Raw genomic sequence first — 14,254 nt, 5'->3', positions numbered from 1 at the left:
CTGAAATGCCTTGTAAAGCTTTCCTGACTTTTTTATTAAAAATTAGGTAAGAATACTCCCTTAGTTTGTTAAATTATCTGAATTAGGCTCTAAAAAAAGATAAAAATGAATTCAGACCTCTCGTCTTTCGATAAAATCGAACAAAAAATTGGTGGATCAAGAAAAATTTCAAATTACATTATTGGAGGAATGCTAACTATAGGAGGTATTGGTTTTCTTTTGGCCTCTATTTCTAGCTACACAGGAAGGGATTTATTACCTTTAGGAAACCCCTCAACTTTATTGTTTATCCCTCAAGGAATAATAATGGGAGCCTATGGAATAATAGCTAATTTATTGAATTTTTACTTGTGGTATATGGTTTATATAAACTTTGGTTCAGGAAGTAATTATTTTGATAAATCCTCAAAATCTGTAGAAATAAAAAGAAAAGGATTATTTAAAGATGTTGAAGTTAAATTAAATTTCGATGAAATTAAATCTGTTAAGTTGGATATAAGTGAGGGATTTAATCCTAGAAGAAGAATTGCTTTAGTGTTAAAAGGTAGAAAAAAACCTCTCCCTTTAAGCGGAGCGGGTGAACTTAAACCACTTCTTCAAGTTGAAGAAGAAGGAGCTCGATTAGCTAAATTTTTAGACGTTAATTTGGAGGGCCTAAAATAAAAAAAAAATATTTTTTAAAAACATTTTCTTATATACTGGTCTTATTTTTGGTTCAAGCTTGTAGTTATAAAAATAAGATTGATTCAAATTATTACTGCCAAAAACTTAAATTTAGTTGCACTCAGATTAATAAATTAGTTAATTTTAAAACTTCAAAAGGAGATTTTGAGGTTGAATTATTTGGGAAAGATTATCCAGTTACAGTATCAAACTTTCTAGAAAACATAGAAAATAATATTTATGTAAATCAAAAATTTTATAAAATAATAAATTTTCCACAAATAAGTTTTATACATAGTGGTGTTAATCCAGAAAATAAATTTTATATTGAACGAAAACAAAATCTGAATAAGACGAGTCCATCAATACCTTTAGAAATAAAATTCAAAGAAGAAATAAGACCAAGATATAACTATCAAATAAAAAATCCTAAAGAAACTGAAAATTTAGTTAATACTTTTGACAGTGGATCAATTGCTATGGTTAAGAGCGGTAAAAAAAAGTCTTCATCTACTGAATTTTTTTTTGTAACTAATAAGATCCCAGAACTAGATGGAAGGTATTCGATTTTTGGAAAGATTGTTAAAGGTTTTGACGTACTCGAAAAAATCAATAAAGAAGACTACATCAAGGCAGTCCTAATATCTAATTAAAGTTCTAGTGAATATTTGTTTATTTTCAACATTTCTGTATTAACTCCTGAAGAGCGCTTAAGAGCTACCTTACCAGTCCTCGCTATTTCAAGGATGCCGTATGGCTCAAGTAATTTCTCAAGAGCAACTAACTTCCCAGGATCTCCAACTACCTCGAGAGTTAAGGCCATATCTGATACATCAACAACTTTTGCACGGAAGATTTGTACTATATCAAGGATATTACTCCTGGTATCTTCTTTCGATGAAACTTTTAGTAACATCAATTCCCTCTCAACAGCTGCGAGATTAGTAAAATCTACAACTCCAAGAACATTAAATAACTTATTAAGTTGCTTCGTCATTTGTTGAAGAGTTTCATCATCACCCTCTACTACCATTGTTAGCCTTGAAATCCCTTTAGATTCTGCAGGGCCCACTGCAAGGCTGTCTATGTTGAATCCTCTTCTAGCAAAGAGACCTGAGATTCTACTCAAAGCTCCAGATTCATCTTCTACAAGAACTGATAGTGTATGTTTCATATTTTAAAAGGTTTTTAAATCCCTAATCCATTCATAAGAGATTTTATTGAATACTGAAGGATCTTCATCATGGATACAATGCCCTGAATTGGATACTATTTTTAATTTTACCCATCTATGGAAATTTGCAATCTTTTTACCAATAAACAAAGGTATGAAATTATCTTTTTCTCCCCATATCAATAAAAAAGGAACTTTTTTTGAGGCGCTAAGTTTTCTCAAAAGGTAAGAAGCTTGAAATTTTTCATCTCTTGAAGACATCCCAATACACATTGCTCGTAATGATCTAGCTGAAGTTTTCCTTAAAACTGGTTTTGTCACCAAATCTACTAGTTCCCTATCAATATTATCTTTTTTGAAATAAGCAGAATTTAGTCCCAGTTTTATGACTCCTAATTTGGTTATAAAAAATAAAATAATCTCCAAAGGGAAAAATATAAAAAATATTCTTATGAATTTATTTTGAAATTTTATAAGTGATGATTTTTTTGTTATTGACTTTTTATTTTCTTGAATTCGATCTGGCAGCGGGGATGCAATAACTTTTGCAATCTGATCCTCTAATGAAACTGCACAAGTTAAAGCAACTAGTGATCCAAGAGAATTGCCAATTAGAATTACTTTCCCAGAATTCTTTGGTCTTATCACTTGTTCAATAAAGTCTCTCACTTGATTAGACCAAATCTCATTATCTAGTTTCCCAATTTGTCTAATCCCAGGCTGATCTGAATCTCCAAATCCTATTAAATCTAGAGAATATGTGGCGAAATTCCTTTTCGCAAAATAATCTAAATTGTTTCTCCAATGTTTTCGATTGGCGCCAAATCCGTGGAGAAAAATAATTGGAATTTCATTATTTTCGCCTATAACACTCCAACAAATTTTAAAACCATTCCAATTCCAGTAATTAGGGAAGTTTATATTTTCTGCAAAATTATTATTCATTTACTTAAAAATTTTCAAGATATTTGCATTATCTACTTTTTTAACAAATAAATGTATATTGAATGTAAATTATAGTAATCATTAAATTTTACTATGGCAAAAGAAATTTTTAGTATTGCAGCAGTTTTTTGGATACTGATACCAATTGGATTGGTTGGAGGTGCTTTGTTATTAAAGTTTCAGGGAGATTGATTCTCACGAATACATCACAATTTGAGTTATGGTCTAAAAGTTAAGCAAATCTTAAATATGAAGATTCTTTTAGTAGGAGCAACAGGGACACTTGGTAGACAAATAGCAAAGCAAGCTATAGAAGATGGACATGAAGTTAGATGCTTTGTAAGAAACCCAAGAAAAGCTTCCTTTCTACAAGAGTGGGGATGTGAACTAACAAAAGGTAATTTATTAAATTCTTCTGATATTGAATATGCGTTGCAAGATATTGAAGTTGTTATTGATGCAGCTACCAGTAAACCAGATGATCCTAAAAGTATTTATGAAATAGATTGGGATGGGAAAGTTAACTTGTTCAATGCTTGTGAATCTTTCAATGTTAAAAGAGTAATATTCCTTTCAATTCTTCTAACAGAAAAATTTAGAAATGTTCCATTAATGGACATTAAATATTGCACTGAAAAACTTCTTGAGAAATCTGATCTAGAATATACCATTTTTAAATGTGCAGCTTTTATGCAAGGAATTATAGGTCAATTCGCTATCCCAATTTTAGATAGTCAAGCAGTATGGATGAGTGGAACTCCAACTAAAATCGCTTACATGAATACTCAAGACATGGCAAAAGTTATTATCGCAGCAATTAATAATCCAAAAACTCATAGAACAACTTTGCCATTGGTTGGTCCTAAAGCATGGGATTCAAACGAAGTAATATCCTTATGTGAAAAATTTAGCGAAAAGAAAGCAAAAATTTTTAGAGTTTCACCTTTTCTGATTAGTGTCACTCAGAAAGTAGTTTCTTTTTTCCAAGATTCATTAAATGTTGCTGAAAGATTGGCTTTTGCAGAAGTAACTAGTAGTGGTGAATCATTAGATGCTGACATGAGTAAAACTTACGAAATATTGGAACTTAAAAAAGAAGATATGACCTCACTAGAGAGTTACATAAAGGAGTACTACCAACAAATACTTAAAAGATTAAGAGAAATGGAAGCAGATCTAAATATTGAAGAAAAAAAGAGATTACCTTTCTAATATTGCAATTTTAGACATATATAGTATATTTGTACTATATATACTATTGATTATGTCTGTTTCTAAGTCTAAAAATCTTGAACGAAAACTAGATAATTTTGCAAAAGAAGCAAAAAATGAATTGAATAATGTTTGCGGATCTTCATTATGGGAAAGCCTTGGGTTTGTTTTTTTTGATCAATTAGAAGATTCTGAAAAAATTGCAAAAGCTAATTTTTACTATGGTCAACTTCAAATAATTAATGAAATTAAATTTTCTATTTGAATTGAATTTCATATTTTTACGTATGTAATTTTCTTAAATCAATTTTGGCCAATCTTTTTCTGATAATATGTATTTAGTAAAAGATTAATTAATGATTGAAACTTCAGGTGTAATAGAAAAAGAGCAGGGAAATGGATTTTATTTGGTTACCTTAGAACAGCCTGAAGGACATCAATGTTTATGTAGAGCTGCAGGCAAATTGACTAAATTTAGAATTAAATTATTAGCTGGAGACAAAGTATTAGTTGAGATAAGTCCTTATGATCTCTCTAGAGGGAGGATAACTTATAGAGAAAGAAATGCAGGTGGTGCTAAACCTACTACTAATAAAAATAACCCTAAGAGAAATAATAAATAAAAAGATACTTTAGATAATATTTTTTATCACTTCTTTAAACTCACTTCTTTGTTTAACACCTTGCCATTGTTTTTTTAATAATTTTTCTTTAAAAAGTTGAACTGTTGGTGTGCCGTTAATACCAGCTTGTCTTGCAATATCTTGATCTTTATCAATATCTATTTCAACACCAAGAACTGCACCATCAAGTTCTTTAATTACCCTTTTTAACTGAGGTTTCAAAACATGACATGGGCCGCAACTTGGAGAACTAAAAATTACTAAGATAGGTTTTTTACTCTCGTGATAAAGTTTCCTTAATGCATAACTGCCTTTTTGCCATTCAGAATTTGAATCGAAAGTATCTTCATTAACTTCTTCTTCATTAAAATCTGATGAATTAAGTTTTTTTTCTGGTTCGGGTGTTTCTCTTACTATAGTTTTTGCTAAGTTTTTCTCGGCTAGCCACCTTTCGGTAGCTAACGCTGCCATGCACCCAGTTCCTGCAGCAGTAACTCCTTGTCTCCACTCAGAATCGACGACGTCACCTGCTGCGAAGATTCCTTCAATAGATGTTTCTGGTCTTCCTGATTTGCAAGCAATATATCCTTTATTATCTAAATCAATTTTGTTGCCTAAGAACTTCGTATTAGGTGTGTGCCCTATCGCGTAAAAAAGACCCTTTATATTGATTTCCCCTTTACCTTCTTTAGAGTGAATAGTTTCTATTCTCTCAAGCCATTCAGAACCATCCGCTTTATCAACTTTAGTGTTCCAATGGATTTCTATCTTTGAATTAGCTTTTACTCTATCAACCATTGCTGCGCTAGCCCTTAATTTTTCTGATCGAACAATCAAATGCACTTTGCTTCCATACTTTGTGAGATATGCTGCTTCTTCACATGCTGAGTCGCCCCCTCCAATAACAGCTAATTCTTCATTTCTAAATTGTGGGGTGGCTCCATCACATATTGCACAAGCACTTATTCCTTTACTCCAAAATTTATCTTCATTTATCACTCCCAATCTATTTGCACTTGCTCCAGTTGCAATAATAATTGAATTAGATTTTATAGTTCCTTCTAAAGTTTTTAATTCGAAGGGATGTGTATCGGTATTAATTGAGACTACATCACTTTCGTATAAATTAGTGCCCCATCTTTCTGCTTGAGCCTTCATTAGATCCATCAATTCAGGACCCAGTACTCCATCTGGGAAACCTGGATAATTTTCAACAAATGTTGTAGTCATTAATTGCCCACCTGGAATTCCACCAGAATTAAATCCCGTTATAAGTAATGGTTGAAGATTTGCTCGAGCCGCATATATTGCAGCTGTGTAACCAGCAGGTCCCGACCCTATAATCACAACATTTTCTACGTTTGAAATCTTCTCTTTATTTTCCATTTATTTTCTAATTTCACTACTAATAATAATAAACAAACCCAAATAGTGTAGGGCGGATTTCACTCGATAGATTTATTACTTAATCGTTGACTTTTTGGTCTAATAACCTTTTTAATTCCTTTGGGAAATTTAAAACAGAATCTTTTAAATTTTCGTTCTTTTCTCCAATATGTAATATCCACTCTCTAAATTCTTCTGCGATTGCATAACTGTCTTCATACCTTTCTAAAGTGTCCATTGCAGAAATTCTGTTGGTAGCCCAACAGGTTGCAATATCGATCCTTTTTCTAATGAAATTTTCCATTGAAACTTAAAAGTTGTATATAGGTAAACACATCAAACAGCTTATGTATTGTCTAATAAGTTACAACTTTGTACTTCCAAACAATAATTTAATCTTTAATTTATATTTGAGCTAAATTTTGGATTAAATATAAAGAAATTATAAAGAAATATAGCTAGACTGCCTCGCTATGATTTGCAAGTAGCCTTTCAACTTCCTCAAAACCCTCTTTAGCTGAATTTATTGCAAGTTCCTCGCTAACTTTTTCTTCTGATATTAATTTTGCGGATATTTTCTTTAAAAGAGTTTCTTTCTTTTCTCTTAGTGAACTAACAATTTCTTCTTCAATGATAGATTTTATTGCTTTAGAAATTATTTTTTTATCATTTGCTTCCTCGAATGTACCCTGAACTAATTCTTGAATAAATAATCGATGAACCTCACTACTCCTTAGAAAGCTTTCTGTGGCATTAATAATTCCCTCAACAAGAGCTTCATCAGGTTCAGAATCATTTTCTGCCAGCTTAAATTCCCAATCTAAATGTCTTCTTTGCCAACCTGCCGAGTGGAGACTGGGCATGACTGTCTGTGAATAAGTATCAACTGACATTTCATAAATTCTCTCTGCTAATTTCTCGCACCAGTCTTTACCATGTTTTTCTAGATTTTTCTGCATAGCTTGCCTTGGAACAGCATGACCACCATGATGACTGTGGCACACTCCATCAGGACATTCGATTGCTTTTATACTCATTGGATTATTTAGTACTTATATATTCTAGATAGCTATTTTTTATAGAAAAGAAAATATATTTTTAACAAAAATCCAAGACTTTTGACTTTCTTCAATTTATATTTAGTATGTTAAAAAAATAAATAAATTGACAAAGATACTTATTCCTTCCGAAACAAGCTCTGGTGAAAGGAGAGTTTCAGCTACACCAGAAGCGGTAAAGAAATTAAAAAGCCTTGGATGTGATGTTTATATTGAAAGTTCAGCAGGAAAATTATCAGGATTTAGTGACTTATCATATGAAGAATCGGGCGGAACAATAATAAACAACCTAGATCAAAAAATTTGGGGTGAAGCTGACTTAATATTTTGTGTTCAAACTCCATCAGAGGATAATTTAACTAAGTTAAAGAAAGGTGCAATTCTTCTTGGTCTTCTTAACCCATATGGTAATAAGGAGCTTCTCAAGATTATAAATAGTAATAAGATTTCAGCTTTATCACTAGAATTGCTTCCTAGGATTAGTAGAGCACAATCTTCTGATGTTCTTTCTTCACAGGCTAATATCGCTGGATATAAAGCAGTTCTTTTAGCTGCAAGTGAGTTAGATAGATATTTCCCAATGCTTATGACTGCAGCAGGCACAGTTCAACCTGCCAAAGTAGTGGTTCTTGGTGGTGGCGTTGCTGGATTGCAGGCAGTTGCTACAGCAAAAAGACTTGGTGCAATAGTATTTGTATCTGATATTAGACCTGCTGTTAAAGAACAAGTAGAGTCACTCGGAGCAAGATTTATAGAACTTCCTGAAGTGGATGAAAAACCTGGAGAAGCTGGAGGTTATGCAAAAGCTGTAACACCCGAATTTCTCTCAAAACAGAAGGCTACTTTAACTAAATATTTGTCTGAAGCTGATGTTGCTATATGTACTGCGCAAGTTCTAGGTAAAAAGGCCCCTGTTTTAATAGACGCTCCCATGATTGAAAAAATGAGGCATGGAGCAGTTGTTATTGATTTAGCAGTTTCTCAGGGAGGGAACTGCGAAGGAACAAAATCAAATGAAACTATTATCAAAGATGGGGTAAAACTTATAGGAGCTGGCGAATTACCCTCTTCAGTTCCTTATGATGCAAGTTCACTTTATGCTAAGAACTTAACATCTTTGATTACACCATTTATAAAAGATGGTGTAATTAAATTAGATAAAGAGGATGAACTCATTTCTGGATGTTTATTAAGCGATGAAGGAGTTGTTCTTCAAAATAAAGTTTTTGAAAATTGAGGTTTTAAAATTATGTCTTTTATAAGTCTTCTTTGGGTTCTTTTACTTGGTAGTTTATTAGGTCTCGAGTTAATTGGAAAAGTTCCTCCTACTCTTCACACACCTTTAATGAGTGGAGCAAATGCAATTTCAGGAATAACAATGCTTGCAGCTTTGACTTTAATTGTAAAAGCAGAAGGTAACGTACCACTTTTAATCATTGGTTCAGTTTCTCTTGGATTTGCTCTTTTCAACGTTGTGGGCGGTTTCTTTGTAACTGATCGAATGCTCGCGATGTTTAGTCGTAAACCATCAAATAAGAAGTAATTTTTAACATGAATCTACCTGTAATCATTAAATTCGTTATTGACCTTGTAGCAGTACTTTTACTGGCATTGGGAATAAAAGGATTGTCAAAAGTAAAATCAGCAAGAGATGCCAATAGATTAGCTGCACTTGCAATGTCGCTATCAGTAGTAGGATTACTTTTTTATTATTTAGGCACTTCTGGAATTGCTATTCAGTCTTGGATTTGGATAATAATTGGATCAATCTTAGGTAGTTTATTCGGAGCAATTCTTGCAAAAAAAGTACCTATGACCTCCATGCCTGAAACAGTGGCATTGTTCAATGGTTGTGGAGGAATGTCATCACTTTTAGTGGCCTTAGGAGTAGCTATTTTTCCTATATCTGGTGGCCAAGAAAATTTTGATTTCTTTAAGTCACTGATTAACGAAGTTTCAATATCTGTTTCTATATTTGTTGGTGCCATAACTTTCACAGGTTCAATTGTGGCGATGGCAAAGTTACAGGGTTGGTTGTCAACTCCAGGATGGACTCAGAGCAAAGTTAGACATTTTGTAAATATTGTTTTTGCAGTTGCTTCCTTGATAGCCTTTTTTGATTTGATAAACGGCAATACAAGTTCTATTTGGCTTTTAGTTATAGTTTCTTCTTTCTTGGGTATTGGAGTTACTTTACCAATTGGTGGAGCTGATATGCCAGTCGTTATATCTTTATTAAATAGCTATTCAGGGATTGCAGCAGCAGCAGCAGGTTTCGTTGTAGATAGTCAGCTTTTGATAGTAGCAGGCGCAATGGTTGGAGCAGCAGGCCTAATACTTACTCAAGTAATGTGCAAGGGTATGAATAGATCATTGGTCTCAGTTCTTTTCGGAGGATCTTTATCTGCACAAAGTACAACCTCTTCTGGTTCAGGAGAATATACAAATATAACTTCTTGCAGTGTTGAAGAATGTGCATTGACTTTAGAGGCAGCCAACAAAGTAATTATAGTTCCTGGTTATGGTCTAGCGGTAGCTCAAGCTCAACATACTTTAAGGGAAGTGACAAAAAAACTAGAACAAAATGGTATTGAAGTTGTTTACGCAATTCATCCTGTAGCAGGGAGAATGCCTGGACATATGAATGTACTTTTAGCAGAGGCAGATGTTCCTTACGAACAACTCAAAGAGATGGACGTTGTAAATCCTGATTTTCCAGCAACGGATGTTGTTTTAGTTTTAGGAGCAAATGATGTGGTTAATCCTCAAGCTAAAAATGATAGTTCTTCTCCTTTATATGGCATGCCAGTTCTTGATGTGCAGGAAGCAAGAACGGTATTTGTAATTAAACGTGGAATGAGTGCAGGTTACTCCGGAATAAAAAATGATTTATTTGATTTACCAAATACCTCAATGGTCTTTGGTGATGCAAAAAAGGTATTGAACGATTTGATTGGAGAATTAAAGGATCTTGGAGTTGGGGAGAAATAATAGTACATCTATATCTTTTATTTTTTCAGATTACGTAAAAAATAAGCCATTTCGAGAAGTTTTACCTTGGATAGGTGGCGACTTACAAACTTTGAGAGATACTTTTGTTATTGATTTTGGTAAATCAAAAAAAAATAAAAAAATATTGTTTCCGATTAATAAAATTCTTTCTAAAAAATTTGAATGTGATTATCTTCTAGGGTTTTTAGAATTACCTGAAAACTTGGACTCACTTAGAGGTTTTGTAATCGTTACACATGGTTTAGGGGGCTCAACTAAACGGTTTGGTTTAAGAAGAATCTCTAGGAAATTAGCAAATAATGGTTTTGGAGTTCTTAAATTAAATCTAAGAGGATCTGGATCTGCGAGATATTTAGCTAAAGGAAATTATTGTGCTAGATGCTCTAGTGATGTTATTTCAGCAATTAATTATTTTAAAAAATTCATTAATTTAGAGTTTAAAGATCACCTTAAGATGAATAATCTTCCAATTTACGGAGTTGGATTATCTTTAGGCGGAACAATTCTTTTAAATGCCTGCTTAGATTACGATGAAAACAAAGGAGAAAAACTTTTAGATGGCCTAGCCTGTGTGAGCAGCCCTTTAGATTTATTATCATGCAGTCTCTGTATTGAAAAATCTAGAAATTATATCTACCAAAAATGGTTACTTCATCGCTTAAAAAATCAGTTATGGGACGGATTTAATGATGAAGGCAAAATTCTTAATAATGAGAAATTAAGAAAAAGAATTAAAGCTTTAAAAAGTATAAGGGAATTTGATCAGAAATTTACAGCTCCAAGTTGGGGATTTGATTCTTTAGAAGATTATTATGTTAAAGCTTCTCCAATATTTAGAATCCAAAACTCAATAAAAAAATTACCTCAAATGCTTTTTATTCATGCCAAGGATGATCCTTGGGTTCCGTATAATGCAACTTTGAATTTAAGAGAAAAATTTATTGATAAATTTACTATTTTTATAACTGAAAAAGGAGGTCATAATGGTTTTCACTCTATTAATGGCTGCTGGTCAGACGAAGTAGTAAAGAACTGGTTTATTAGTATCTAGGACTATTTAAAAATGGTGTTTTTTTAAAAATCCATTTTTCTATTGGCTTACCGTTAATAATATGTGAGGTAAAAATTTCTGAAATTTTTTCTGGAGAAACTTTCTCGTACCAAATACCATCAGGCCACACAAGAAGAATTGGGCCGTTCTTACATATCCTTAAACAGTCAGCTTTTGATCTTAATATATGAATGTTTTTTGTACAGGGATCATTCTCAAATTTTTTTAAAGTCTTTTTCAGGCATTCCCATGTTTTTTGACCTTCATTGCCTTTAAAGCATTTCTGTTTTGTGGGTGTTGCGCATAGTAGAAGATGCTTTTTAATATTCACTTTTACCCAATACTTACGTATTTTTTCCCTTTTTTAATTTCTTGCTCAACAAAAAGTCTGGCCCAATTGTCTACTTCAAGAATATCCTCCAATTCGGGACTCAAATTCAAATTCTCCATATGTGATTCACAAGCTTTACTTATAAATGTTGGAATTTCTTGAAAAGAAATTTTTTCTTTAAGGAATTTTTCAACAGCCATTTCATTAGCAGCATTTAAGACTGCAGGCATCGTCCCAGAAGATTTTCCTGCGGCATAAGCAAGTCCCATGCATGGATATTTAAACTCGTCTGGCTCTCTAAAAGTTAATTTCCCAATTTCACTTAGGTTTAATCTTTTCCAATTTGTTTTAAATCTTTCAGGCCAACTCATCGCATATAAAATAGGTAGTTTCATATCTGGCCAACCTAATTGAGCTAATACTGAAGAATCTTCCATCTCAATCATTGAATGAATAATACTTTGAGGGTGGATAACTATTTCGATATTTTCGTAAGAGGTCCCAAATAAATAATGAGCTTCTATAACTTCTAATCCTTTATTCATAAGAGTTGCTGAATCTACAGTTATTTTTTTTCCCATATCCCAATTAGGATGTGAAGTTGCATCTTCCACTGTGACATGCTTTAAATCCTCAACGGCCCAATCTCTGAAAGCACCACCAGAAGCTGTTAAGTGTATGGCTTTTAAACCTTTAGGTATCTCTCCTGTTGAAAAATCTGCATTTTCATAATTGGGTAATCCTTGTAAACATTGAAAGATAGCAGAGTGTTCAGAATCAGCAGGTAAAAGCCTACTATTATTTTTCTTTAATGCGGGAATAACAATTGGTCCTGCCGCAATTAAAGTTTCTTTGTTAGCAAGTGCAATATTTTTCCCCGAATTAATTGCTGACATTGTTGGAATTAAGCCTGCACATCCTACTATGCCTGTAACCACAGTATCTGCCTTATCCCATGCTGCAACAGCGTTAATCCCCTCTTTTCCACTCAAAACCAAGGGAGCACTATCCAAATTTAAGTTATTAATATTATCTTTTAAATCTTCTATAAGATTTTCATCCTCAATCGCAACTACTTCTGGTTTGTGTGTTTTAACTTGTTCTGTTAATAAATTAATATTTCTTCCTGCCGAGAGAGCTACGGCTTTAAACTTATCAGGCTGCTCACTAGCTATTTCGAGAGTTTGAGTCCCAATTGAACCAGTAGAACCGAGCACAGTAATGTATTTCAATTTTCTCTGATATTTCTAATATCTTCCCATTTAAAGGTGTATTTAAAAAACAAAAATTTCAAATTGGTTTTTTTCTTAAAATTTAGACCCTTATCCATGTTGTTATATCCTTTGGTTGATCAATAAGTTCAATACCTTTTTCTTTTAACAAATTCCTAATTTCATCGGCCTTCGTATAATTCTGTTCTTTTTTTGCTTTCAATCTTTCATTAATAAGAATTGATATTTCTTCTTTTTTTATTTTACTTTCTTTTACTAAAACCTCTTTTTTAAGACCAAGTACCTCAGTCAACTTTTCAAGAGTTTTAAAATTCTCAAGTAGAAAGAATTTTTCATTTAGGTCTATTTTAAAACCTTCGACCCTTTGAAATTGGTTTAAAAAGTTTTTTAATGGTTTTGCTAAATCGTAAATAATTGCAATAGCACCTGCTGTATTAAGGTCATTTCCAAGAGCCTCAGAAAATTTAAGCTTTTTTTGAGATAATTCAAAGCTTATTTTCTTTTTATATTCGTCTTCGATAGATTCATTCTTATCAATAGATTTAAAAGCATCTTTTGTAAGGTCCAAAAAAGAAAGGGCCACATTAATGTTTTTCCAAGCTTCTGAAGCACTCCTCAAAGCTTCTTCAGTAAAATCAAGTGGTTTTCTATAATTCACAGTCATAACAAAATATCTCAAAGTCATAGGGCTTATACCTGACTTAATTAGCTCTCTAATAGTTTTAAAATTTTTAAGGGATTTACTCATCTTTTGTCCATTTACATTGACCATCCCATTGTGTAACCAATAGTTCGCTAGCTTTTTGCCATTGGCTGCTTCTGATTGGGCGATTTCATTCTCATGATGGGGAAAAATTAAATCAGAACCACCTAAATGGATATCAATGGTATCTCCTAATTCATCTTTAACCATCGCCGAACATTCAATATGCCATCCTGGCCTACCTTTGCCCCATGGCGAATCAAAAAATGGTTCATCATCTTTGGCTTTTTTCCATAGTGCAAAATCTTGCGGATTTAGTTTTTTACTATTTTCATCATTAGCCATTCTTCCTTGCTGATTGATATTTTGTTCTTGTATATTTTGATTACTTAGCTTTCCATAATTTTTATTTTTAAAAACAGAATAATAAACATCTCCATCCCTAGAGTATGCATAACCTTTGTCCTCAAGGATTGTTATGAAGGAGCAGATATTGCATATATGATTTGTTGCTCTTGGCATACTATCCGGACGCATTATTCCTAAAGAATCCATATCTTTATGAAATTCAATAATATTTTTTTCAGATACTTCCTTCATTGAACTGCTTTCTTCTCTAGCTCTTTTTAAGATCTTGTCATCAATATCTGTAAAATTTTGAACATACTTCACTTTGAAATTACTGTAAATTAAAAATCTTCTCAATACATCCCAAGCTATATAACTTCTGGCATGACCAAGATGACATAAATCATAAACAGTAACTCCACAACAATAAATTTTAACGACATCATCGATAGGCTTAAAAACCTCAACTCTTTTGCTTAAAGTATTAAAAAGTTTGATCATCTTAAATTAAGTTTT

Annotated in this window: 18 protein-coding genes; 10 read left to right on the top strand and 8 right to left on the bottom strand. The window is 32.6% G+C overall.

What is annotated here, in order from left to right; translation table 11 throughout:
- The first annotated feature begins 105 nt into the window (after window positions 1–105).
- Together AMO19_RS00795 and AMO19_RS00790 are read left to right on the top strand one after the other, a co-directional pair.
- Window positions 106–663 carry a photosystem I assembly protein Ycf4 gene (locus tag AMO19_RS00795; RefSeq protein WP_075506927.1) on the top strand — a complete coding sequence of 186 codons (558 nt, stop codon included), beginning with the start codon at window positions 106–108 and terminating at the stop codon, window positions 661–663.
- A gap of 47 nt (window positions 664–710) precedes the next feature.
- Window positions 711–1,316, top strand: a complete 606-nt coding sequence (locus tag AMO19_RS00790; RefSeq protein WP_075506926.1) for a peptidylprolyl isomerase — start codon at window positions 711–713, stop codon at window positions 1,314–1,316.
- Here the strand turns inward: AMO19_RS00790 and ilvN are convergent.
- On the bottom strand, window positions 1,313–1,837 hold the full coding sequence (gene ilvN, locus AMO19_RS00785) for an acetolactate synthase small subunit (protein ID WP_075506925.1): 525 nt from the start codon (window positions 1,835–1,837) through the stop codon (window positions 1,313–1,315). The genes AMO19_RS00790 and ilvN overlap by 4 nt on opposite strands.
- 3 nt (window positions 1,838–1,840) lie before the next feature.
- Window positions 1,841–2,782 (bottom strand): alpha/beta fold hydrolase, encoded by a 942-nt coding sequence (locus AMO19_RS00780; protein ID WP_075506924.1) that lies wholly within the window; start codon window positions 2,780–2,782, stop codon window positions 1,841–1,843.
- Window positions 2,783–2,875: 93 nt separating this feature from the next.
- On the opposite strand from AMO19_RS00780, the gene petM reads away from it, so the two are divergent.
- The 4 genes from petM (at window position 2,876) to infA (ending at window position 4,617) form a co-directional block, all read left to right on the top strand.
- A complete protein-coding gene (petM, locus tag AMO19_RS00775; protein ID WP_011132786.1) occupies window positions 2,876–2,974 on the top strand; it encodes a cytochrome b6-f complex subunit PetM in 99 nt (32 codons plus the stop codon).
- A 57-nt stretch (window positions 2,975–3,031) separates the two neighbouring features.
- Entirely contained in the window at window positions 3,032–3,994 is a 963-nt protein-coding gene (locus AMO19_RS00770; RefSeq protein WP_075506923.1) for an NAD(P)H-binding protein, read from the top strand.
- 52 nt (window positions 3,995–4,046) lie between these two features.
- On the top strand, window positions 4,047–4,259 hold the full coding sequence (locus AMO19_RS00765; protein ID WP_002807551.1) for a hypothetical protein: 213 nt from the start codon (window positions 4,047–4,049) through the stop codon (window positions 4,257–4,259).
- Window positions 4,260–4,350: 91 nt separating this feature from the next.
- Window positions 4,351–4,617, top strand: coding sequence for a translation initiation factor IF-1 (infA, locus tag AMO19_RS00760; protein WP_025928595.1), 267 nt, complete (start codon window positions 4,351–4,353; stop codon window positions 4,615–4,617).
- Between the two features lie 9 nt (window positions 4,618–4,626).
- Here the strand turns inward: infA and trxB are convergent, their stop codons facing one another.
- The 3 genes from trxB to AMO19_RS00745 form a co-directional block, all read right to left on the bottom strand.
- Window positions 4,627–6,003, bottom strand: coding sequence for a thioredoxin-disulfide reductase (trxB, locus tag AMO19_RS00755; RefSeq protein ID WP_075506922.1), 1,377 nt, complete (start codon window positions 6,001–6,003; stop codon window positions 4,627–4,629).
- A 79-nt stretch (window positions 6,004–6,082) separates the two neighbouring features.
- Window positions 6,083–6,307 carry a hypothetical protein gene (locus AMO19_RS00750; protein ID WP_075506921.1) on the bottom strand — a complete coding sequence of 75 codons (225 nt, stop codon included), beginning with the start codon at window positions 6,305–6,307 and terminating at the stop codon, window positions 6,083–6,085.
- Between the two features lie 154 nt (window positions 6,308–6,461).
- On the bottom strand, window positions 6,462–7,040 hold the full coding sequence (locus AMO19_RS00745; RefSeq protein ID WP_025894761.1) for a hypothetical protein: 579 nt from the start codon (window positions 7,038–7,040) through the stop codon (window positions 6,462–6,464).
- A 127-nt stretch (window positions 7,041–7,167) separates the two neighbouring features.
- On the opposite strand from AMO19_RS00745, the gene AMO19_RS00740 reads away from it, so the two are divergent.
- The 4 genes from AMO19_RS00740 to AMO19_RS00725 are packed head-to-tail and all read left to right on the top strand — an operon-like array spanning window position 7,168 to window position 11,124.
- Window positions 7,168–8,298: a Re/Si-specific NAD(P)(+) transhydrogenase subunit alpha gene (locus AMO19_RS00740; RefSeq protein WP_075506920.1), complete on the top strand. Its 1,131-nt coding sequence runs from the start codon at window positions 7,168–7,170 to the stop codon at window positions 8,296–8,298.
- Window positions 8,299–8,310: 12 nt separating this feature from the next.
- On the top strand, window positions 8,311–8,604 hold the full coding sequence (locus tag AMO19_RS00735) for an NAD(P) transhydrogenase subunit alpha (RefSeq protein WP_011863273.1): 294 nt from the start codon (window positions 8,311–8,313) through the stop codon (window positions 8,602–8,604).
- 8 nt (window positions 8,605–8,612) lie between these two features.
- Window positions 8,613–10,052, top strand: coding sequence for an NAD(P)(+) transhydrogenase (Re/Si-specific) subunit beta (locus AMO19_RS00730; protein ID WP_075506919.1), 1,440 nt, complete (start codon window positions 8,613–8,615; stop codon window positions 10,050–10,052).
- On the top strand, window positions 10,033–11,124 hold the full coding sequence (locus tag AMO19_RS00725) for an alpha/beta fold hydrolase (protein WP_075506918.1): 1,092 nt from the start codon (window positions 10,033–10,035) through the stop codon (window positions 11,122–11,124). The genes AMO19_RS00730 and AMO19_RS00725 overlap by 20 nt, the downstream gene beginning before the upstream one ends.
- On the opposite strand, the gene AMO19_RS00720 is transcribed toward AMO19_RS00725, so the two are convergent.
- The 3 genes from AMO19_RS00720 to cysS form a co-directional block, all read right to left on the bottom strand.
- Entirely contained in the window at window positions 11,114–11,455 is a 342-nt protein-coding gene (locus AMO19_RS00720) for a (2Fe-2S) ferredoxin domain-containing protein (protein ID WP_075506917.1), read from the bottom strand. The two genes, AMO19_RS00725 and AMO19_RS00720, sit on opposite strands and share 11 nt — an antisense overlap.
- A gap of 2 nt (window positions 11,456–11,457) precedes the next feature.
- The gene (locus AMO19_RS00715; protein WP_075506916.1) at window positions 11,458–12,687 is read right to left on the bottom strand and encodes a 1-deoxy-D-xylulose-5-phosphate reductoisomerase; all 1,230 of its coding nucleotides are present in this window, start codon (window positions 12,685–12,687) and stop codon (window positions 11,458–11,460) included.
- A gap of 82 nt (window positions 12,688–12,769) precedes the next feature.
- Window positions 12,770–14,239: a cysteine--tRNA ligase gene (cysS, locus tag AMO19_RS00710; protein ID WP_075506915.1), complete on the bottom strand. Its 1,470-nt coding sequence runs from the start codon at window positions 14,237–14,239 to the stop codon at window positions 12,770–12,772.
- Between the last annotated feature and the right edge of the window lie 15 nt (window positions 14,240–14,254).

The organism is Prochlorococcus marinus (assembly GCF_001180245.1).
In the GTDB taxonomy this organism is placed as follows: domain Bacteria; phylum Cyanobacteriota; class Cyanobacteriia; order PCC-6307; family Cyanobiaceae; genus Prochlorococcus_A; species Prochlorococcus_A marinus_F.
Note: the sequence above shows the minus strand (reverse complement) of the source record. Positions and strands in the feature narration are given on the sequence as shown.